This window comes from Vibrio sp. 10N.261.51.C6 (assembly GCF_041471785.1).
GTDB lineage: Bacteria > Pseudomonadota > Gammaproteobacteria > Enterobacterales > Vibrionaceae > Vibrio > Vibrio crassostreae_C.
Genome location: NZ_JBFRPB010000055.1, coordinates 56,122 through 78,859, shown reverse-complemented (window position 1 = coordinate 78,859; position 22,738 = coordinate 56,122). Strand labels below are relative to the sequence as shown.

Genomic DNA, 22,738 nt, shown 5'->3' with positions numbered 1-22,738 from the left:
CAACTTCTATTTATAGAAGTGAAAGATTACTCAGTGTCTTGCTCGCTATCAGAAGCGTCTGATGCTTGCTCTTCACTTGATTCAGAAACGACTGCTGCTTCAGCGTTTGCTACTTCAGCTTCGCCTTCAACAACCTCAGCTTCTTCTACTTCGTCGATACGTTGTAGACCTACAACGTTCTCGTCGTCAGAAGTACGAATCAGTGTTACACCTTGAGTGTTACGACCAACTTGGCTCACTTCCGCAACGCGAGTACGTACTAGCGTACCTGCGTCGGTGATCATCATCATTTCGTCGCCTTCTTCAACTTGAACAGCGCCAACAACTGGGCCATTACGTTCAGAGACTTTGATAGAAACCACACCTTGCGTTGCACGGCCTTTCGTTGGGTATTCAGCTAGTTCAGTACGCTTACCGTAACCGTTTTGAGTCACAGTTAGGATATCGCCTTCGTTAGAAGGAACAATCAACGATACTACTTGATCGTCTTCTGGAAGCTTCATACCACGAACACCAGAGGCAGTACGGCCCATTGCACGTACTTTGTCCTCGTTAAAGCGAACAACTTTGCCCGATTTAGAGAACAGCATGATGTCGCTATCACCGTTAGTGATGTCAACGCCAATCAGTGAATCATCGTCACGTAGGTTAACTGCAATTAGGCCGTTAGCACGTACGTTTGCGAACTGATCCAGTGATGTCTTCTTAACAGTACCGTCACCCGTTGCCATGAAGATGAATTTCTCGTTAGAGAACTCAGAAACAGGCAGGATAGCCGTGATACGCTCACCTTCTTCTAGAGGAAGAATGTTAACGATAGGCTTACCACGAGCAGTACGACTTGCTAATGGCAGTTGGTAAACTTTCAGACGGTATGTCTTACCACGAGTAGAGAAACATAGGATGTTATCGTGAGTATTAGCAACAAGCAGACGCTCAATGTAATCCTCATCTTTCATCTTAGTTGCACTCTTACCTTTACCACCACGACGCTGAGCTTCGTAGTCGCTTAGGATTTGGTACTTAACGTAACCTGCGTTAGAAAGCGTTACTACAACGTCTTCTTGAGCAATCAGCTCTTCCATGTCGATGTCATGAACTGCCGCTGTGATTTCTGTACGACGCTCGTCGCCATAGATTTCACGTACTGCTTCAAGTTCTTCACGGATAACTTCCATCAAACGCTCAGTGCTTGCAAGAATGTGCATTAGCTCAGCGATCTCTTCTAGAAGTGCTTTGTATTCGTCTAGAATCTTCTCGTGCTCAAGGCCAGTTAGGCGGTGAAGACGAAGTTCTAGAATTGCTTGTGCTTGTGTTTCCGTTAGGAAGTATTGACCATCGCGGATGCCGTATTGGTCTTCTAACCAATCAGGACGAGCTGCGTCAGTACCTGCACGCTCAAGCATTGAAGCAACGTTACCAAGATCCCAACCACGAGACACTAAACCAACTTTAGCTTCTGCTGGTGTTGGCGCGCTCTTGATCAGTTCAATGATTTCATCAATGTTAGCAAGTGCTAGAGACAATGCTTCAAGGATGTGTGCACGGTCGCGTGCTTTCTTCAATTCGAAGATAGTACGACGAGTCACAACTTCGCGACGGTGGTCTACGAAGCACTTAAGCATGTCTTTGATGTTAAACAACTGTGGTTGACCGTTATTCAACGCAACCATGTTGATACCGAAAGTCGTTTGCAGTTGAGTTTGAGCGTATAGGTTGTTAAGAACCACTTCGCCTACTGCATCACGCTTACATTCAATAACAATACGCATACCGTCTTTATCAGACTCGTCACGCAGTGCACTGATGCCTTCTACTTTCTTATCTTTAACCAGTTCAGCAATCTTCTCGATCAAACGAGCTTTGTTTACTTGGTAAGGGATCTCAGTAACGATAATGGTTTCTTTACCATTCTTCTCTACTTCGATATCCGCTTTTGAACGCATGTAAACCTTACCGCGGCCAGTCTTGTAAGCATCTACGATGCCTTTACGACCACTGATAAGTGCTGCTGTTGGGAAGTCAGGACCAGGGATATAGTCCATTAGCTCATCAATAGTGATATCTTCATTATTGATAAATGCTAAACAGCCATCAACAACTTCACCAAGGTTATGTGGTGGGATGTTGGTAGCCATACCTACTGCGATACCAGAAGCACCGTTTACCAATAGGTTAGGAATTTTTGTAGGAAGTACTGCTGGAATTTGTTCTGTACCATCGTAGTTCGGTACGTAATCCACAGTTTCCTTATCAAGGTCAGCCAGGAGCTCGTGAGCAATTTTCGCCATACGAACTTCGGTATAACGCATTGCAGCCGCGGAGTCGCCATCGATAGAACCAAAATTACCTTGGCCATCAACTAGCATGTAACGCAGTGAGAACGGTTGCGCCATACGAACAATAGTATCGTATACAGCACTATCACCATGTGGGTGGTATTTACCGATTACATCACCTACTACACGAGCAGACTTTTTATATGGTTTGTTCCAATCATTACCTAGTACATTCATCGCGAACAAAACGCGGCGGTGTACAGGTTTTAGGCCATCACGCACATCTGGAAGGGCACGACCAACGATGACGGACATCGCGTAGTCTAGGTATGAACCTCTAAGCTCATCTTCAATATTTACGGGCGTGATCTCTTTCGCTAGATCGCTCATAGAGCCATTTTCCCTCTATAGTCAGATCGTATTTTTGAATACGTATAAGACCGAAAAATATAACACAAATTTACCTACGGAGGCATCACTTTCCCTCTCCTTTTACCATCTTGTGACCCTTGTAGCCAATCAATTGATGAGAAATTGCACCTCCGCATCATATCTTGCTGAAACATGGTCACTTTACATCCAATAAACTAGCAAAATTGTAGATCTTCTGGTCAGAGCGAAAAGGCAAGTTATAATGCCTGCAATTTCATGGATGCATTATTTAACTTGGAAATGCCGATTATGACTAAATCACAGAACGTAGACCCAGCAGAAATCAAAAAATTCGAAGACATGGCGTCGCGCTGGTGGGATCTGGAAGGCGAGTTTAAGCCTCTACATCAAATCAACCCACTGCGCCTAAATTACGTGCTAGAAAAGACCGAAGGTTTATTTGGTAAGAAAGTCCTCGATGTTGGCTGCGGTGGCGGCATTTTGGCTGAAAGCATGGCTGTTGAGGGCGCAGTAGTCACTGGCCTAGACATGGGTAAAGAACCGCTAGAAGTCGCGCGCCTTCACGCATTAGAAACGGGCACCAAGCTCGATTACATCCAGAGCACTATCGAAGACCACGCAGAACAGAACCCACAGACGTACGATGTGGTAACGTGCATGGAAATGCTTGAACACGTTCCTGACCCACAATCTGTTATCACTGCCTGTTCGAAATTGGTGAAACCGAGCGGCCACGTGTTCTTTTCTACATTAAACCGTAATTTCAAATCTTACTTGTTTGCGATTGTTGGTGCAGAGAAGCTATTGAGGATCGTTCCAGAAGGCACTCATGAACACGAGAAGTTCATTCGCCCTGCTGAACTTATCAAGATGGTCGATAACACTCCGCTGCAAGAACTAGGGATTACAGGGCTGCACTACAATCCTCTTACGGACACTTATCGTTTAGGCACAAATGTAGACGTAAACTACATCGTCCACACGCGAAACTTTGGCTAAAAAATATCGGTAGCCCTACCGTAAAACCTTTTGTAAAAAATACGAATGAAAAGAGTTGCAATTACCATAACTTTGCGACTTTTTTCAGTCTAAATTTCGTGCGCTAGCTTCCATTTTGACCACCTCGATTTAAATTTAATCGCCTAAAATCAATCGCCCATTTTGGCCAAAGATCAAGGAATTTTTTTTTATGGGCGTGCAAAAATAAAGCATCATTAAAAGCCGACTTTTATACAATCAAGTCACATATAACCTCATCAGTTAGTGGTCACTTACAGTTTTTTTTCAATCCACCACTTATCCACAAGCAACCCCATTTCTTTACCTTGAAAAATATCAGTTGTAGCACTATCTTGTAACCCAACAAACAAATGACCCCTATATGTTGTGTTTGAACTACAATATATGGGTAGACCAAGATCACAAAGCCGAAACGTAATTTACAAAAATTACACAGAAACACACAAAAACACGGCCTTGTTCAGTTTTGTTAGGGAAATTAAGCAGAATGAACCAACAACTTACTGTTACCAAGCGTAACGGGCGCAAAGAAACGATCGATCTAGAGAAGATCCATCGCGTGATTACATGGGCAGCTGAAGGCTTGCACAATGTTTCTGTATCACAAGTAGAATTGAAAGCTCACATTCAGTTTTACGATGGCATCACCACTACTGACATTCATGAAACTATCATCAAGTCAGCAGCGGATTTAATCTCTGAAGAGACTCCTGATTACCAATATCTAGCAGCACGTCTGTCTGTATTCCACCTACGTAAAAAAGCGTACGGCGAATACGAGCCGCCTGCACTGTATGACCACGTTGCAAAACTGGTTGATATGGGTAAATACGATAGCCACCTTATGGAAGATTACACGAAAGCTGAATTCGAAGAGCTTGACGAGTACATCGACCACAAACGTGACTTAGACTTCTCTTACGCAGCGGTTAAGCAGCTCGAAGGTAAATACTTCGTGCAAAACCGTGTAACGAAAGAAATCTACGAGAGTGCTCAGTTCCTTTACATTTTAGTTGCTGCGTGTCTATTCGCTAAATACCCGAAATCGACTCGTCTTGACTACATCAAACGTTTTTACGACGCATCGTCTACGTTTAAGATTTCTCTACCTACACCGATCATGTCTGGTGTACGTACGCCTACTCGTCAATTCAGTTCTTGTGTACTGATCGAGTGTGGTGACAGCCTTGATTCAATCAACGCGACAGCAAGCTCAATTGTTCGTTACGTATCTCAACGTGCTGGTATTGGTATCAACGCAGGTCGTATCCGTGCGCTTGGTTCTGAAATCCGTAATGGTGAAGCGTTCCACACAGGCTGTATCCCTTTCTACAAATACTTCCAAACAGCAGTAAAATGTTGTTCTCAAGGTGGTGTTCGTGGCGGTGCAGCAACGGTATTCTACCCACTATGGCACGGTGAAGTTCAGTCTCTATTAGTACTGAAAAACAACCGCGGCGTTGAAGAGAACCGAGTTCGTCACATGGATTACGGCGTACAGCTGAACAAGCTTATGTACTCTCGCCTAGTTCAGGGTGGCAACATCAGCCTGTTCTCACCTTCAGACGTACCTGGCCTTTACGATGCGTTCTTCGAAAACCAAGACCGTTTTGAAGAGCTATACGTTAAGTACGAAAACGATCCTTCAGTGAAGCGTGAAACGGTAAAAGCGGTTGAGCTTTTCTCTCTGCTAATGCAAGAGCGTGCTTCTACTGGTCGTATCTACATTCAGAACGTTGACCACTGTAATACACACAGCCCGTTTGATTCTGAAGTAGCACCTGTTCGTCAATCGAACCTATGTCTAGAAATCGCGCTTCCTACTAAGCCACTTTCTAACGTAGAAGATGACGAAGGCGAAATTGCACTATGTACGCTTTCAGCATTCAACCTTGGCGCAATCAATGAACTGGACGACCTAGCAGAGCTTTCTGAGCTGGTTGTTCGTGCTCTAGATGCACTGCTTGATTACCAAGACTACCCGCTTCCAGCTGCATACAAGTCGACAATGAACCGTCGTACTTTAGGTGTAGGTGTAATCAACTACGCATACTACCTAGCGAAGAATGGTGTTAAGTACTCTGATGGCAGCGCGAATGGCCTGACTCACCGTACTTTTGAAGCAATTCAATACCACTTGCTAAAAGCATCTGTTGAACTAGCGAAAGAGCAAGGCCGTTGCCCATCTTTCCACGAGACCAACTACGCGAAAGGCCTACTGCCAATCGATACTTACAAAAAAGATATCGACTTAGTATGTGAAGAGCCACTGCACTACGATTGGGATTCTCTACGTGAAGAGATCATGGAGCACGGTCTGCGTAACTCTACGCTAACAGCGCTTATGCCTTCTGAGACATCGTCTCAAATCTCGAACGCGACTAACGGTATCGAGCCACCACGTGGTTACGTATCAGTGAAAGCATCGAAAGACGGCATCCTTAAGCAAGTGGTTCCAGATTTCCTAAATCTTAAAGAGAACTACGAGCTACTTTGGAACATTGGTTCTAACGACGGTTACCTACACCTAGTGGGTATCATGCAAAAATTCGTTGACCAAGCTATCTCTGCAAACACTAACTATGACCCAAGTGTTTACGACAGCGGTAAAGTACCAATGAAGCAACTGCTTCAAGACCTACTAACAGCGTACAAGTACGGTGTTAAGACGCTTTACTACCATAACACTCGTGATGGTGCTAAAGACGACCAAGGCGACGCAGTTCAAGTGCCGGAAGAAGATTGTGAAGGCGGCGGTTGTAAGATCTAAACCGCAATAAACATTAAGACCCCAGAGAAGTTATCTTCTCTGGGTTTAAAGCATTAACAGGGTCCGTTTTATTGCGGGTCTTTAAAGGATTTGAGGCATTTATGGCTTACAGTACTTTTTCTCAACAAAAAAATGACCAGCTAAAAGAACCAATGTTCTTGGGTCAGTCGGTAAACGTTGCACGTTACGACCAACAGAAATTCGAAATCTTCGAAAAGCTTATCGAGAAGCAGCTTTCTTTCTTCTGGCGTCCAGAAGAAGTAGACGTGTCTAGCGACCGTATCGACTACAACAAGCTTCCTGAGCATGAAAAGCACATCTTCATCTCTAACTTGAAGTACCAAACGCTTCTAGATTCAATCCAAGGCCGCAGCCCTAACGTTGCCCTACTTCCATTGGTATCTCTACCAGAAGTTGAAACTTGGATTGAAACTTGGTCTTTCTCTGAAACGATTCACTCTCGTTCTTACACGCACATCATCCGTAACATCGTGAATGATCCAGGCGTAGTATTCGACGACATCGTTGAAAATGAAGAGATTCTGAAGCGTGCTAAAGACATCGCTTTCTACTACGACGACCTAATCAAGCTAACGGCTGACTACCACCGCTGCGGTGAAGGCAACCACAGCATCAACGGCGAAGACGTCAAGATTTCACTTCACGACCTGAAGAAGAAACTTTACCTATGTCTAATGTCTGTAAACGCACTAGAAGCGATTCGTTTCTACGTAAGTTTCGCATGTTCATTTGCATTCGCTGAGCGTGAGCTAATGGAAGGTAACGCGAAGATCATCAAGCTAATCGCTCGTGATGAAGCCCTTCACCTTACTGGTACACAGCACATGATCAACTTGCTACGCAATGGTCAAGATGATTTTGAATTCATGCAGATCGCTGAAGAGTGTAAGCAAGAGTGTTTCGACCTATTCAAAGAAGCGGCTGAGCAAGAGAAAGAGTGGGCAGAATACCTATTCAAAGATGGCTCTATGATTGGTCTGAACAAAGACATTCTTTGCCAATACGTTGAGTACATTACCAACATCCGTATGCAGGCTGTTGGCCTAGGTACGGCTTACCCAGCAGCAACGTCGAACCCAATTCCATGGATCAACGCTTGGTTGTCTTCAGATAACGTTCAAGTTGCTCCACAAGAAGCAGAAATCAGTTCTTACCTAGTTGGCCAAATCGACAACGAAGTAAAAGCTGACGACTTTGAAGGATTTGAGCTGTAATGCCAACAATCAAAATCAACAAACTGACTTCAATTGAATCTAACCCTTCAAACACTCTGTTGGAAACAATGGAACAAGCTGGGTTAGAGCCAGAATACAACTGCCGAGATGGTCACTGTGGCGCTTGCCGCTGCACGTTGGATTCTGGTGAGGTCGAGTACGTTGGTTTTGCTATGGCTTACACGCAAGGTAATGAGATATTGCCTTGTATCTGTAAAGCAAAGACTGAGCTATCGCTGAGTAACGTTATTCATAGAAACAAGCAAAAACGCGCATAAGCCAGCTGGCTTTAGGTCACTTTGTTCGAATATCGTCAATAAGAATCAAAAAAGGGTCCGCTTCCTTTAGGAATGCGGACCCTTTTCTATTTATGTCTTTAGGTATCTAAAGCGACTCGTCTATCACTCAACCAAATCTTCCTGTTGGCTTGTGTCATACAAAGCCAAACGTTTATTGCTGAGTCAGGTTAAGAGTCACAGAGCCAATATAACAAGCGCTTCGGCACTCTCCACAGCCGTTACACTTATCTTTGTCCACTGTAGGCAACTCTCCTACTTCGATGTGTATTGCACCAGCTGAACACGCCGTTTGGCATGCTGAACAGTCCATTTGCATGTAATTATTGCAGCTATCCGCAAAGCTCGGCTTGAGGTCGATATAAGGCGTGACCGTTGGATGAAGTGCGCCGGTCGGACACACTTCAGTGCATTTGTTACACATAGAACAACTGTTGTAATCCAAATTCAGCAGCGCACTGCCCTCTAGCATCTCAATAACGCTATTTGGACACGATTGTTCACACAATCCACAACCGTCGCAAAGACGCTCAAACAGCACCTCATCGACCGCTCTTGGCGGTCTTGCATGCAAGCGCTGTGATATCTCTTCATAATTCGCGGCTGCTTTAACCGGTTTAGAAAGTCGAGTTAAGAAACCGCGTCTATTTGAATTTATTTGTTCAGACATTAGTCGATATATAACTTTTTAGTAGCAACGTTTAAATTATATTCAGATATTAAGTACTTAAACCAATCTATTACATCAACCGATAGTTTTTTATAAAAAGATAACTCTGATGCTTTATTTAGTTTTTCTAAATAAACAGAAGACCAAGTTAATAAGTGACCCTCAAGTAATTCACCGGCTGAATTAATATTATTATTTTCTAACAAATACGCATGAGCGAATAACATTAAACCAAATTGATCTTCCGGCTCTCTTAACCCAGTGTCTAATTCAATCTGATTCAATTCTAAAAACTGGCGATACTCAACCGTAGAAGCACCAAACACAACGCGGTCTTTATCTAGGTACACAGAACCCCAAGGCGGAGCTGGCATGTCTCCAACGCCTTCAAACAGGCGGCTGAACTCTGCTGCGAGCGCATCTTCGTCTTCGCTTCTTAATGCCTGCAAGCATTCTTCAGAGAGTACTTCGCTCTCAACCAAAGCTTCGACAATGGTGATTAACTGTTCTTTACTTGTCGCTTGATAAAATAGCGAACCCAACAATTTATGCGTATCGATAATCATTATTATTTATACCGTTATAGGTTTAAAGATAATTATATTAATTAACTCATTTCATTCTTTGATCTATTTTATACATTCAATTCATAAACTTTAAATTCCACACTTATTTGATGCCAATCAATCAATAATTCGAAATAAATACATAAAGAACAAACTACCTATAAAGTGCTAGCTATCAATAGCAAAAGGCATCTTAGAATGACGAATAAGAAAGAATCTGGGGTAATGAATCTTACTCGAAGAGGCTTCATGAAAGCTTCCTCTGCAGTAGGTAGTGCAGCTGCACTTGCGGGCGGTATTGCATTACCTTTCAAATCCAAACCAGTAGCGGCTGCAGTTGCTGAAAATGTGGATGAGAAAATCGTATGGAGTGCATGTACAGTAAACTGTGGCTCTCGCTGCCCACTGCGTATGCATGTACAAAACGGTGAAATCAAATACGTAGAAACAGACAACACAGGCACTGACGAATACGGTCATCACCAAGTTCGTGCGTGTCTACGTGGTCGCTCGATGCGCCGCCGTGTTTATAACCCAGATCGCCTAAAGTACCCAATGAAACGTGTGGGTAAACGTGGTGAAGGTAAGTTTAAGCGTATTAGCTGGGAAGAGGCTTATGATGAAGTCGCTGGCACCATGCAACGCCTTATCAAAGACTACGGTAACGACACTATCTACCTAAACTACGGTACAGGTACGCTGGGCGGCACGGTTACTAAATCTTGGCCACCAGCTCAAACGCTGATTGCTCGTCTAATGAACCTAAGTGGTGGTTACTTAAACCATTACGGTGACTACTCAACAGCGCAAATCACGAAAGGCTTGAGCTACACCTACGGCGGTTGGGCAAACAACAACTCTTTCTCTGATTTAGAGAACACTAAACTTAACATTCAGTTTGGTAACAACCCTGCTGAGACACGTATGTCTGGTGGCGGCCAGATCCACCACTACGTTGAAAGCAAAAACAAATCAAACGCAAGAACGATCATCATCGACCCTCGCTACACCGATACTGCCGGTGGCCGTGAAGATCAATGGATCCCAATTCGTCCTTCTACAGATGCGGCATTGGTAGCGGGTCTTGCACACGTGATGATCACTGAAGACCTTGTCGACCAACCGTTCCTAGACAAATACTGTGTCGGTTACGATGAGAAGACCCTTCCTGCATCAGCGCCTAAAAACAGCGACTACAAATCTTACATCCTAGGTTTAGGTGAAGATGGCGTAGAGAAGACACCAGAATGGGCTTCTAAGATCACGGGTATTCCAGTTGACACCATCGTTAAGCTTGGCCGTGAAATGGGCACAGCGAAACCATGTGCGATTCACCAAGGTTGGGGCTTACAACGCACTGCGAACGGTGAACTAGCGTGTCGTGCAATCGCGATGCTGTCACTGCTCACTGGCTCTGTGGGCGTATCAGGCGGTTCAACAGGCGCTCGTGAAAGCGACATCAACATTCCATTTGTGCGCTTCCCTACTGTGCCAAACCCAGTTGAAACGTCTATTTCAATGTTCATGTGGACAGACGCGATTTACCGTCACCATGAAATGACCGACATCACTGATGGTGTTCGCGGTGCAGAGCGCCTTAAGAACCCAATCAAGATGATCTGGAACTACGCAGGTAACTGCATCATTAACCAACACTCAGACATCAACAAGACTCACGCGATTCTTCAAGATGAAAGTGCGTGTGAAATGATTGTCGTGGTTGATAACCATATGACGTCTTCAGCGAAGTACGCCGATATCATCCTGCCAGACTTAACAACGTCTGAGCAAGACGACTGGTGTATGGACGGTAAAGCGGCGAACATGCCTTACTTCATCTACGCGCAGAAAGCGATTGAGCCTCAGTTTGAAGCGAAATCTATCTACGAGATGTGTACTCAGCTTGCGAAACGAATGGGCGTAGAAAAAGAGTTCACCGAAGGCCGTACTCAAGAGCAATGGATTGAGCACCTTTACGCAGAAACTCGTAAGAACGATCCAACACTGCCAACCTTCGAAGAGATGAAAGAGCTGGGTATCTACAAACGTAGCTACGACCACCACTACATCGCTTATGAAGATTTCCGTAAAGATCCTGAAGCGAACCCACTGACCACACCAAGTGGCAAGATCGAGATCTACTCAGAGCAACTGGCTGATATCGCGAAGACTTGGAAGCTGAAAGAAGACGAAGTGATTCACCCACTTCCGATTTACGCGGACTCTTTCGAAGGTCATAACGACCCACTAGCAGAGAAGTACCCACTTCAGCTAACCGGTTTCCACTACAAGGCTCGTACTCACTCGACTTACGGCAACGTTGCAGAAATCAAAGCAGCAGCACCGCAAGAGTTGTGGATCAACCCAATCGATGCAAAAGAACGTGGTATTGATAGCGGCGACATGGTGAGTATTTTCAACGACCGTGGCGAAGTACATATTCCAGCGAAAGTGACACCTAGGATTCTTCCTCGAGTTGTCGCACTAGGCGAAGGTGCATGGTACGCACCAGATGGTCAGAAGATCGACCATGCAGGCTCTATCAACGTGCTGACGACTCAGCGCCCGAGCCCACTTGCTAAGGGTAACCCTCAGCATACAAACCTAGTTCAAATCAAAGCGCTAAAGAAAGCATAAGGTAGGTTGGAATGAAACAATACGGCTTTTACATTGATTCAAGTAAATGCACGGGTTGTAAAACCTGTCAGCTTGCTTGTAAAGATTATAACGATCTAGACATCAAAACGAACTACCGTCGCGTATACGAATATGCCGGTGGTGGTTTCACTCAAGATGGTGATACCTGGGTTCAGAAAGATGTCTTTTCTTACTACCTATCTATCGCTTGTAACCACTGTACTAACCCAGCGTGTGTGAAAGTGTGTCCTTCGGGCGCAATGCACAAACGTGATGAAGACGGTTTGGTTGTGGTTGATGAGAGCGTATGTATTGGTTGTCAGCACTGTAGCAATGCGTGTCCTTACGGCGCACCACAATACAATGCTAAGAAAGGTCATATGACGAAATGCGATGGTTGTTACCAACGTGTTTCTGAAGGCAAACAGCCTATCTGTGTTGAGTCTTGCCCACTTCGTGCATTGGAGTTTGGTGAAATCAATACACTTCGCGAGAAGTACGGCTCTGGTGCGGATGTGGCTCCACTGCCATCTTCAACAGAAACGCTACCAAACATCGTGATTAAGCTGAACAAAAACGCGAAGCCGACTGGCGATACCAGCGGTCACCTAGCAAACCCGAAGGAGGTGTAAGATGATTTTTCATGAGTGGTCTTTAATCTTCTTTACGGTGCTGGCGCAAACTGCGGTTGGTGGTTACTTACTGATTGGCGCACGTGCACTGGTACTTGGTCATGACGAAGAGAAGCTGAACAGCTACAAGGTTCCAATGTTTATCCTATGGGTACTGATGGGTCTTGGCTTCATGTTCTCGACAACGCACCTTGGCTCTCCACTGCGCGCGTTTAACGCTTTTAATCAGCTAGGTTCGGCTTGGTTGTCTAACGAAGTGTTCTTCGGTGCGGCATTCTTCGCTGTCGGTGGCCTGCAATGGTTACTGTCGGTAGTCAAGAAAGGTGGCGTTGCTATCCAGAAAGCACTGATGGTTGGCGCGATGGTACTGGGTGTTATCTTCATGTACGCGATGATCAACGTATACATGATCAACACAGTACCGACGTGGGACAACATCTACACACCACTGAGCTTCATCATGACGATGGTTGTGGGTGGCTTGCTGTTATCTCAGTTCGTAATTGTATTCGCAAACGACAGCCGCTTTACGGTTGACCGTAACATCACCATGTTGGCTGTTATCGCTGTTGCTATCAGCTTGCTTGTGACAGTAGGAAAACTGAACCTAATCGGAGACATCCAAACTTCAGCGGCAAAAGCGTCTGAGTTAGTCGATGGTTTAGGTAGCTATGTGATTCTTCAAGTGGCACTGCTAATGGCAAGCTTGTTGATTTGGATTCTACCTATGCTGAACAAAGCAAAAGTGAACCCAGTTAACCTTGGCTTAGCACTAGTATTGTTCTTGGCTTCAGAGTTAATCGGCCGTGGTTTGTTCTACAGCCTACATATGACAAGCGGTTTGTAATCGAGTTCTTACAGACATGAGTTGCGTGTAAACATCGCTGCTTGTTTGGTTATCTAGAAGGCTAGATAAACAAAAGGCCCAACACCTATTTAGATGTTGGGCCTTTTTATTTCGTTTTTTCTAGCGTTTTTAATACAGACTTAGCGAGTTCGCTTACATCGTTAGCTTACATAGCTACTTAATGATAGCCGCTGGAATAAACATGTCTTTTAATCGCTTAACCGAAGAATATGTACCAAACATCGGTTTGTTATCTAAATGCCTTCTCAGCATATCGGCGGCAACGGTCTTAATCACGTTGCGTTGGTCTTCACGCGAGTACTGACGATAAAACTCAAGTACCTGCCCCCACTCGCCTGCTTCAGTCGACAATGCAACGCTGAATGTGTTGCCTTCCAGCTTACCAGTCACCAAAGCCAATTCAGTTCCGCACTTATCTCTTGTTGCTCCAGCCAGCGCAAAGGTCGCGGCTAATGGATCGCTCTTTTCAAGTTCACGCTCTTTTGGCTCAGCCATCACCCATGAGTGTCCGAAGCAATCTTCTATCTGCTCATTCAATTGCAGCCACGCTGACAGTGAACCTTTGGTCGACACTTCAGACACAGATAACGTCTTCTTTTTTTCCGCCATGATGTGTCCAATATGGTCAATCATCGGCTCATCAACACTAACGACATTACTCTCTAGCAGCTTGTAAACCATCTGCAGAAGCTTAACGCGAGTTTCTAAGTCTGCCTTAGGCCCAAACAATTTCACCTCAATGAACGGCAGATAAGAGCGATAACCAAGTTCATAACCTTCAGGCAGCTTTAGTTGATCCAAAACATCAGAGATACCGGACTCAGACAAACCAAACGTAAACAGTCGACTGCATTCAGAGGCAACCACTTGAGGGTAGGTACACGACAAGTCAGGAAGAATCTCAAACGTCACCATGCGCTTGAATTCACTTGGTACACCCGGCGTGAAATAGAAAGTCGCATCGTTAATTTTCAGTTTGAAGCCACAAGCCGTCCCCACAGGGTTATCGACAATCTCTGAACTCGCAGGTAACAAAGCTTGTTTAAGGTTGCTGTCTGGCATTGGCATGCCACGTCCAGAGAACATCTCTTCCATACGAGCAAGCCATTCAGGGAACATGACGAGTTTCTGCTCGGAAGCAGCTGCAGCGGCGGCAGCACTCATATCATCGGTTGTCGGGCCTAAACCACCATTAACGATAACCACATCATAGTTAAAGCTCAGCATCAGCAGTTCTTCAACAAGAGCATTCATTTGATCACCCACAGTTGAGCGCTTAGCAAGCGCAAAACCATGCTGATAAAACTCAGCAGACATCCAAGCTGCGTTTGTATCTACAATGTCTCCATGAAGAACTTCTTCACCTGTGCTTAACATTGCGATTTTCGTCATATTTCTATCCCTTGTTGTCATAAAAAGACACTGCATTATTTACAAACTGGTCTATGGTTGAATTTGGAGCAATTCGCCTTTTCACTAATATTAATAATGTTAAACCTAAGGTTTTCTTAGGAAAAGCTATAAATTATTAGTTCCCTAAATCAGGCATTTAATAGATAATTGTGACCCTGATCAATTCCAAACTTTGTCATGGAGACCCTTGTGGCCAAATCACCGTTACTAGCAAAGGTTACTGCCGCATTTTCAATGCTAATGTCAGTTAACTCGGTTGCAAGCCAATACGACTTCGACCAGCCAATCAACCTTTCTTACTCGGATGAATGTGCTCAAGATTACTGTTTTAATGACAACTTGTACACCTACAAGCCTAGTACCAATTACGCACTGAGCGAGTCGAGTGATGAGTACGACTTCTCAATCCAACAACCAAAACACATGTTGGTGAGTCAGGAGAAAGATTGGGATTACCTAATGGGTCAAACCTACACCATTCTTGGCTTGAGTGTCGCGACAGTGGGTCTAATGACTCTGCTCCCTGAAAGTATTACTAAGTGGGATGATGACCAACGTGATATCAGCTCATTAGGTAAAAAGTGGAAAGATAACGTTTCTGCTGGTCCAACATGGGACCGTGACGAACACTTCCTAAACTACGTAATGCACCCATATTTCGGTGGTGTTTACTACACCGCAGCTCGACACGCAGGTTACGACGAGTTTGAGTCATTCTTATACTCTTGGACTATGTCGACGTTCTTCTGGGAATACGGCGTAGAAGCGTTTGCAGAAGTACCTTCATGGCAAGATCTCTTCATCACACCTTTCTTCGGTGCGGTTGTCGGTGAAATGATGCTAGAAGCAGAGCAGGATATCATTGCTTCAGGTGGCGAAGTGATGGGCTCTCAAACCATGGGTGATGTGTCGCTATTCTTCCTTAACCCTGTTGGACACATTCACTACTGGGTAAGTGACGCATGGGGCGGTGATGCAGAAGTTAACCTGAATACTAACCCTTGGTGGGATAACCAAGACGCTGCACGTTTTGCTTACGATGCTGGCGCACCATACGACTCTCAGTTTGTTGGTATGAACTTCAAAGTAACGTTCTAATTCGTCTCTAGTACTACTCAATATAAGTTATTGAATATAAGTTGCTGAATCATCAATCACAGTGACAACTCTTCTAAAAAGCGGCTCTCTAGCCGCTTTTTTTGTGCCCTACTCTTCATTCTCTTTTTTTGCATCGAAGCTTAGTTTCAAAAATTGACCTAGGTCAAACATTGTTCGATGTAACCTTCTACACTGAAATTAAAGAACTTTATCGCGTGATATCAAACATTTAATTAGCAAAGAATAATTGAAACCTTGGGGGCTGATATGAACAGTACATTTATCGTAAACTTTATCGGAAAAGCATCACCAGCAACAATCAAACAGCTTGCTGCGGTTACTCACGAAAACGACGGCAAATGGCTCATCAGTAAAGTGAACTTTATTGAAGACCAAGTCGCAGGCGTACTAAAGGTTCAACTTCCAGTCATCAACGAATCGATTGTAAAAGAAGCGTTCAGCGCCAATCCAGATCTCATCGTGCAGTTTGTCGATTCCGATCATACATACAATGTTCAAGACACGGTCCATCACTTGAGACTCGACTCTAACGACCGAGCAGGTATCGTCAACGAAGTGACTCATGTATTGGATAGACAAGGAATCAGTATTCTCGATATGGATTGTCACCGCGTCTTTATCGCTGGTGGCGGCGGTGTTAGCTCAAGTCTATTCACATCAAAAATCGCCGTTAAGCTGCCAATCGAAGTACAGATCGACGACGTAGTTAATGAACTCGAAACGCTCAGTGAAGATACTCGTGTGATGATTGAAAGCTAAATAAACAAAATTAAAGAACAAAAAAGAGCAGCTCATTAGCTGCTCTTTGTATTGCTCTGAACTTGTGATTCAGTTACTTAACTGACCATTGTGATAATGAGCGTTTGAAGTCTTCATAGCCGAATTCATTTAGCTTCTGAACTTCACCACTGCTACGTTCACAGTAGATTGAAGGCATTTTAAGGCCATTGAACCAGTTCAATTTCACCATTGTGTAACCCGCGCTGTCTAACAGATGCAGCTTTTGACCAATCTTAAGTGGCTCATCAAAGCTCGCTTCGCAGAACTGATCGCCCGCAAGACATGAACACGAACCAATCACGTAGTCATGGCTGCCTGTTTCTGATGCTTCCAATACTGATGCGGGCTCATTGTAGATAAGCGTGTCAAGGCGGTGCGCCTCAGTCGCTGAATCCACAATCGCTGTTTTCTTCACGTTCTCAACAATATCGACCACTGTCACAACTAGGTCGGTTGTTTTAGTGATGATCGCTTCACCCGGCTCAAGATACATCTGCACACCGTGCTTTTCAGAGAAGGCTTTCAGCGCAAGACCGAGTTTTTCGATGTCATAGCCAGGCCATGTGAAGAACACACCTCCGCCCATGCTCACCCAGTCCAACTTATCTAAGTGCTCACCAAACTGTTCTGAGATTGAATCAAGCAGGCCGATAAACGCATCGACGTCTTTGTTCTCACAGTTCATGTGGAACATCACACCATTAATCTCATCGAAAATTTCTGGTTTGATGTGGTCAGCTTGCACGCCCAAACGCGAGAATTGACGTGCTGGATTCGCCAAGTCTTGCCCTGCGTAGCTCACGCCCGGATTTAAACGTAAACCCAGTGAAGCTTTACCTTCAACAATATGACGGTAAGCAGCAAGTTGGCTTTGAGAGTTGAAGATCATCTTGTCGCAGATGTCAGCAACCTCTCTCACGTCATCTTCACTGTAGCCCACACTGTAAGCATGAGTTTCACCGCCAAAAGTTTCGTGACCTAATTTCACTTCATAAGGGCCAGAACTAGTAGTACCGTCTAGGTACGGTTTGATGATGTCAAACACGCCCCAAGTCGAGAAGCACTTAAGCGCAAGTACCAATTTCACACCTGAAATCTCTTTCAGTTGCTTGGCTTTTTCTAAGTTCGCAATCAACTTGTCTTCGTTGATCATGAAATATGGGGTTTTTAGTTCTTCTTTCTTAAACGTCATTTTTGTAAACACTCAAGCAGCATCTATAGATGGAAAGGTAAATTAACAATTTTGGTGTGATTTATTTTGATTTTGTCCTGTCCGAGCACAGTGAGTTACAAAATCAAAATAAATGATACCAAAGCTTCAAGGCTATCATCATCGAAAAGGGAACAATCCATGTCCCCTTTAATTAGCAATCAAAACAAGAAATCAGTTCTTATTTTTTCAGCTCATGAATCACTGGAAGACCTTGGCCTGCTTCAAGCTCTTGAACATGCCAATCTAGACCAATTTCCGGCATAGTTGCTAGGAACGGATCTGGATTTAACTGTTCCATGTTGAACACGCCTTTATCAGCCCATTCGCCACGGAAGAACTGAAGTGCAGCGGTAATCGCTGGAACACCAGTTGTGTAAGAGATCGCTTGGTGCTCTACGTCTTCGTAAGCCACTTCGTGGTCTGCGTTATTGTAGATGAATACGCTACGCTCTTTACCATCTTTCTTACCTTGAACCCAAGTACCGATACACGTTAAACCAGTGTAACCCGGAGCTAGAGATGTTGGATCCGGTAGTAGTGCTTTAAGAACATGCAGAGGCTGAACCACAGTACCATCGTGCAGTGTTAGCGGATCTGGGCTAAGAAGACCGATATCACGCATGCAGTTGAAGTAGTTCAAGTATGCATCACCAAAGCCCATCCAAAATTCGATACGCTTAGCTGGGATGAACTCTTTCATTGAACGAACTTCATCATGCGCCATTGAGTAAACTTTGTGAGAACCACAGTTCGGGAATTCAAACTCAAGCATACGAGAGTGACAAGGTACTTGTTTCCACTCTTCATTTTCCCAGTAGAAAGAATCGCCTTGGATCTCAAGCATGTTGGTTTCTGGGTCAAAGTTTGTCGCAAACTTCTTGCCGTGGTCACCAGCATTCACATCCATTACATCAATTGAGTCAATCTCATCGAACAAGTGCTTAACCGCGTATGCAGCAAAGATTGATACCACACCTGGATCGAAACCAGCACCAAGAATACCTGTGATGCCTGCTTCAGCGAACTTCTCACGGTAGCCCCACTGCCAATCGTAAGCTTGTGGTACTTGTTGGCCTTCAGAACATAGGTCAACCGCTACCGATGTATCTAAATAAGAAACTTTAGATTGGTAACATGCTTCCATGATTGCCATGTTTACCCAAGGAGGACCAGCGTTGATCACTAGATCCGGCTGAACTTCTTTAATCAAAGCAACAAGCGCATCAACATCATCAGCGTCTACTGAACGTGCTTCTAGTTTCTTAGTTGAATCTTTAAGGTTGTTTTTGCCCTTGATAGATTCGATGATTTTTTCACACTTCGCGATTGTGCGAGAAGCGATTGTGATATCACCCAGTACTTCGTTATTTTGTGCTGCTTTGTGTGCAACAACCCAACCAACGCCGCCTGCACCAATTTGTAGAATAGCCATAGTATTAATTACCCTTGTTGTTCTGCTAGCTCAGTGGCTAGAGTTTGAATTTTGTTAATTAGAGATTTGAAATCTGATGTCTTTAAGCACGGATTCAAGATAGTAAATTTCAACGCGCTTTTACCATCAACGACCGTTTCGCCAAGAACAGCAATGCCACGAGTCAGCGCTTCCAGTCTTAGCGTTTGATTCAGTTTGTCTAAATCTAGCTCGCCGTTTGCTGACGGCTTAGATCGGAACAGCACTGTTGATAATGACGGCTCTGCGAGTAGCTCTAAGTCAGCTTGGTTTTGAATCAGGTCTGCCACTTCTAGCGTTTGCTCAAGAAGATGGTCGTACATATCACCCAACTGCTTTGGTCCAACGCTTTGCATCGTCATGAAGACTTTCAATGCATCGAAACGCTTGGTGGTCGCAATAGACTTATCGACTAGATTTGGCAGTTCATCGTGTTCGCGGTTTAGGTAATCTGCGTGATGTAGAAGGTACTTAAAGTTCGCTTTGTCTTTCAACAATACCGCGCCGCAGCTGATTGTTTGATAGAACAATTTGTGGAAATCGACACTCACAGAGTCCGCTTTTTCGATGCCTTGTAAGCGAGCCTTGTGGCTACTCAAGATAAGCGCGCCACCGTATGCACTGTCGACATGGAACCAAAGATCTTGCTGACTTGCGATTTCTGCAATCGCATCAAGGTCATCGATAGCACCATGATCGGTTGTGCCCGCAGTACCAATCACAGCAAAAGGAATCAGACCTTGTGCTTTCAGTGCTTTCACTTCTGCGTCTAGCAAGTCAGGCTTGATAGTGCCGTTTGCATTGGTATCAACACAGCACACTGCCGCTTCGCCTAGCCCTAGTAGAGAGGCTGACTTTTGAACCGTGAAGTGAGATTTCTTTGAACATAAGATACGCAGTTTGCTCGCGTATTCTGGTAAGCCAAGCTTTTGGATAGAATGACCATTGTGCTTATCCGCAACCCAGTCTCTCGCAAGCAATAAACCCATTAGGTTACTTTGCGTGCCTCCGCTAGTGAAAACACCGTCAGCTTGTGCGCCAAGTTGGTATTTGTCACACATCCAATCCACAACGCGCTGCTCAACATAAGTCGCAGCCGATGCTTGGTCCCATGAATCCATTGATTGATTCAACGCCGCGATAATCGATTCCGCTGCTACCGAAGCCATAAGAGGAGGAGTGTGAAGGTGTGCAATGCAATCTGGGTGTTGCACGAAGATGGAGTTTGCAGCGACAAGGTCTGCAGTACTATCTACAACATCAACCAAAGCGTGTTGATTGTTATCAAGGTCGACAGCATTGATAGCTGCTTCTAGCACTTTTGGATCTAAACCCGAATAAGGGGTTTCAACCTGTTCAAAAACCGCTTTCATCGCTTGAGTGGTTTGGTTCATCACGTTAGCAAATTCGTCGCTACCGCCTAAACCTGTATGGATGAAATGCTTGTTCCATTCTTGGTTTGCTTGTTCGCTTGAAGCTGGGTCTTGTTGTAAGCCACCACCAGCTGCGATGATCGCTTCTTCCATTACGCGGAGTGCAAAGTCAATCTGCTCAAAAGAGATAATCATTGGCGGAAGGAAACGAATTACCGAGCCATCACGACCACCCTTTTCAACCATCAAGCCACGCTCTAACGCTGCTCGTTGAATAGCTAGGGTTAGTTCGCCGTCTGATTGTGGTTCGCCAAACTTGTTAAGCTCACCATTTGGTTGTTTGATCTCAGCACCGAGCATCAGGCCTTTACCACGAACTTCAGCAATACAGCTAACGCGTGATTGAATCTTCTCAAGCCCGTGACGTAAATATTGGCCTGCGATGTTCGCGTGCTCAACTAAGCCATCTCGTTCGATGATCTCCAACGCCTTAGCGCCAGAGACCATTGCTAATTGGTTACCACGGAATGTACCGGTGTGCTCACCCGCTTTCCATGTATCAATGCTCTTATCGAACACAAGCAGCGACATAGGCAGTCCGCCACCAATCGCTTTAGATAAACATAAGATATCTGGATTAACACCAGACTCTTCAAACGCAAATCGATGGCCAGTTTTGCCCACACCACACTGAATCTCATCAAAAATCAGTAGGATGCCGTGCTCATCACAGATGCGACGTAGGCCTTGTAACCAAGATGCTGGAGCAGGAATCACACCGCCCTCACCTTGCACAGGCTCAACGATCATCGCCGCCGGTTTCATGATGCCAGACTCGTCATCATTCAACATACGTTCGATGTAACGAATGCTCGCGTTAGCACCCGCTTCACCACCAATACCAAACGGGCAGCGTAGGTTGTATGGGAAAGGCATGAAGTGCACATCAGACATCAAGCCGCTACGACGCTCTTTAGTGCCGAGGTTACCCATCATACCCATGGTGCCGTTCGTCATACCATGGTAAGCACCACGGAAAGCAAACATGGTGTTGCGACCTGTGGTTTGCTTGGCGAGCTTGATCGCCGCTTCCACAGCGTCAGCGCCAGATGGGCCACAGAATTGAAGAACCGAGTTATTTGAAAAGTCTTGAGGAAGAAAAGCTTTAACCCGCTTGATAAACGTCTCTTTTGCTTGAGTCGTGATATCAAGTGTTTGGTATGGCAAACCAGAATCGAGTTGGTCTTTAAGTGCTTGGTTAATCTCAGGGTGGTTGTAACCCAGAGAAAGTGTACCTGCACCGGCTAAGCAATCGAGAAAGAGTTGGCCACGAGTATCTTCAACTAAAGCGCCACATGCTCGTTTAATAGCAATAGGCAGGCGTCTTGGGTAAGAGCGAACATCCGACTCATGCTGTTCTTGCTCTAGCAAAATAGCGTCAGGTGTTAGGTCGTACGTTCCCTCTAAGATAGGAACCATAGTTGAAAATGAATTTGCGATAGTATTGATATCGACTTCAAAGGCGGTAGTCATAAAAGTCCCCTTGAATGTGTTCATACTCACCTCCATCAGACGCAATTACCCACCAACTCTCGTTAAATTTGGAGAGAGTTCATAGTGAAGTACACGTATTGTCTAGAAATGAGATATAGCTGTACGCTCGCATAAGTCAAATGACGAATACGAAATTAAGCCGTCTTAAGACAGCGATAAATTGTTAGCGTGAGCTCAAGGTTCAGTAATGCTACTGTTTTGAAGAATTGGACATTTTTGCAGGATCGGGCAGCTATGAGGAGCTGGTCCCTTTGGAAATGCAGAGCTGATTAGCAATGTTGTAGTTAGTGTGTTCAATGTTGGGTTTCCCATTAACATGACGAACTGCGCCATAAGTATCCCGTCTATCAGCTAAAGGACTAGCCAATACCTACCCTACGTAATGTCCCAATCAGCAAGAATGGTCACTACGCGTATCCCCCAGAAGCAATCGTTGCTCTTCTTGAACATTTTCATTCCGAGATTGCGCG

Annotated in this window: 16 protein-coding genes; 9 read left to right on the top strand and 7 right to left on the bottom strand. The window is 44.8% G+C overall.

What is annotated here, in order from left to right:
* Positions 1–26: 26 nt before the first annotated feature.
* The gene (gene gyrA, locus AB4375_RS15180; RefSeq protein WP_017072500.1) at positions 27–2,669 is read right to left on the bottom strand and encodes a DNA topoisomerase (ATP-hydrolyzing) subunit A; all 2,643 of its coding nucleotides are present in this window, start codon (positions 2,667–2,669) and stop codon (positions 27–29) included.
* A 258-nt stretch (positions 2,670–2,927) separates the two neighbouring features.
* Here gyrA and ubiG point away from each other — a divergent pair, with 258 nt between their 5' ends.
* The 4 genes from ubiG (at position 2,928) to yfaE (ending at position 7,975) form a co-directional block, all read left to right on the top strand.
* Positions 2,928–3,671: a bifunctional 2-polyprenyl-6-hydroxyphenol methylase/3-demethylubiquinol 3-O-methyltransferase UbiG gene (gene ubiG / locus AB4375_RS15175; protein ID WP_372051912.1), complete on the top strand. Its 744-nt coding sequence runs from the start codon at positions 2,928–2,930 to the stop codon at positions 3,669–3,671.
* A gap of 508 nt (positions 3,672–4,179) precedes the next feature.
* Positions 4,180–6,462, top strand: coding sequence for a class 1a ribonucleoside-diphosphate reductase subunit alpha (nrdA, locus tag AB4375_RS15170; protein ID WP_372051911.1), 2,283 nt, complete (start codon positions 4,180–4,182; stop codon positions 6,460–6,462).
* Between the two features lie 101 nt (positions 6,463–6,563).
* Positions 6,564–7,697, top strand: coding sequence for a class Ia ribonucleoside-diphosphate reductase subunit beta (nrdB, locus tag AB4375_RS15165; protein WP_372051910.1), 1,134 nt, complete (start codon positions 6,564–6,566; stop codon positions 7,695–7,697).
* Positions 7,697–7,975, top strand: coding sequence for a class I ribonucleotide reductase maintenance protein YfaE (gene yfaE / locus AB4375_RS15160; protein ID WP_010438115.1), 279 nt, complete (start codon positions 7,697–7,699; stop codon positions 7,973–7,975). Before nrdB ends, yfaE begins: the two co-directional genes overlap by 1 nt.
* Before the next feature lie 172 nt (positions 7,976–8,147).
* Here the strand turns inward: yfaE and napF are convergent, their stop codons facing one another.
* Positions 8,148–8,663: a ferredoxin-type protein NapF gene (gene napF / locus AB4375_RS15155; protein WP_017060994.1), complete on the bottom strand. Its 516-nt coding sequence runs from the start codon at positions 8,661–8,663 to the stop codon at positions 8,148–8,150.
* A complete protein-coding gene (locus AB4375_RS15150) occupies positions 8,663–9,229 on the bottom strand; it encodes a molecular chaperone (RefSeq protein WP_017060995.1) in 567 nt (188 codons plus the stop codon). Before AB4375_RS15150 ends, napF begins: the two co-directional genes overlap by 1 nt.
* A gap of 198 nt (positions 9,230–9,427) precedes the next feature.
* Between AB4375_RS15150 and AB4375_RS15145 the strand changes: the two genes are divergently transcribed.
* The 3 genes from AB4375_RS15145 to AB4375_RS15135 are packed head-to-tail and all read left to right on the top strand — an operon-like array spanning position 9,428 to position 13,345.
* On the top strand, positions 9,428–11,866 hold the full coding sequence (locus AB4375_RS15145) for a DmsA/YnfE/YnfF family dimethyl sulfoxide reductase (protein ID WP_017069171.1): 2,439 nt from the start codon (positions 9,428–9,430) through the stop codon (positions 11,864–11,866).
* Positions 11,867–11,877: 11 nt separating this feature from the next.
* Positions 11,878–12,498, top strand: coding sequence for a DMSO/selenate family reductase complex B subunit (locus AB4375_RS15140; RefSeq protein ID WP_004733360.1), 621 nt, complete (start codon positions 11,878–11,880; stop codon positions 12,496–12,498).
* A 1-nt stretch (position 12,499) separates the two neighbouring features.
* A complete protein-coding gene (locus tag AB4375_RS15135) occupies positions 12,500–13,345 on the top strand; it encodes a DmsC/YnfH family molybdoenzyme membrane anchor subunit (RefSeq protein ID WP_017060997.1) in 846 nt (281 codons plus the stop codon).
* 174 nt (positions 13,346–13,519) lie between these two features.
* Here the strand turns inward: AB4375_RS15135 and AB4375_RS15130 are convergent, their stop codons facing one another.
* A complete protein-coding gene (locus AB4375_RS15130; RefSeq protein ID WP_372051908.1) occupies positions 13,520–14,758 on the bottom strand; it encodes a CinA family nicotinamide mononucleotide deamidase-related protein in 1,239 nt (412 codons plus the stop codon).
* 210 nt (positions 14,759–14,968) lie between these two features.
* On the opposite strand from AB4375_RS15130, the gene AB4375_RS15125 reads away from it, so the two are divergent.
* Positions 14,969–15,877, top strand: a complete 909-nt coding sequence (locus AB4375_RS15125) for a DUF3943 domain-containing protein (protein WP_017069173.1) — start codon at positions 14,969–14,971, stop codon at positions 15,875–15,877.
* Between the two features lie 267 nt (positions 15,878–16,144).
* Positions 16,145–16,657: a glycine cleavage system protein R gene (locus tag AB4375_RS15120; RefSeq protein WP_372051906.1), complete on the top strand. Its 513-nt coding sequence runs from the start codon at positions 16,145–16,147 to the stop codon at positions 16,655–16,657.
* Positions 16,658–16,730: 73 nt separating this feature from the next.
* Here the strand turns inward: AB4375_RS15120 and nspC are convergent, their stop codons facing one another.
* The 3 genes from nspC to AB4375_RS15105 all read right to left on the bottom strand — a co-directional run bounded on the left by nspC (position 16,731) and on the right by AB4375_RS15105 (position 22,271).
* Positions 16,731–17,870 carry a carboxynorspermidine decarboxylase gene (gene nspC / locus AB4375_RS15115; protein WP_017063550.1) on the bottom strand — a complete coding sequence of 380 codons (1,140 nt, stop codon included), beginning with the start codon at positions 17,868–17,870 and terminating at the stop codon, positions 16,731–16,733.
* Between the two features lie 199 nt (positions 17,871–18,069).
* Positions 18,070–19,323 (bottom strand): carboxynorspermidine synthase, encoded by a 1,254-nt coding sequence (locus AB4375_RS15110; RefSeq protein ID WP_017061002.1) that lies wholly within the window; start codon positions 19,321–19,323, stop codon positions 18,070–18,072.
* An 8-nt stretch (positions 19,324–19,331) separates the two neighbouring features.
* A complete protein-coding gene (locus AB4375_RS15105) occupies positions 19,332–22,271 on the bottom strand; it encodes a pyridoxal phosphate-dependent class III aminotransferase (protein WP_372051904.1) in 2,940 nt (979 codons plus the stop codon).
* Positions 22,272–22,738: the final 467 nt, after the last annotated feature.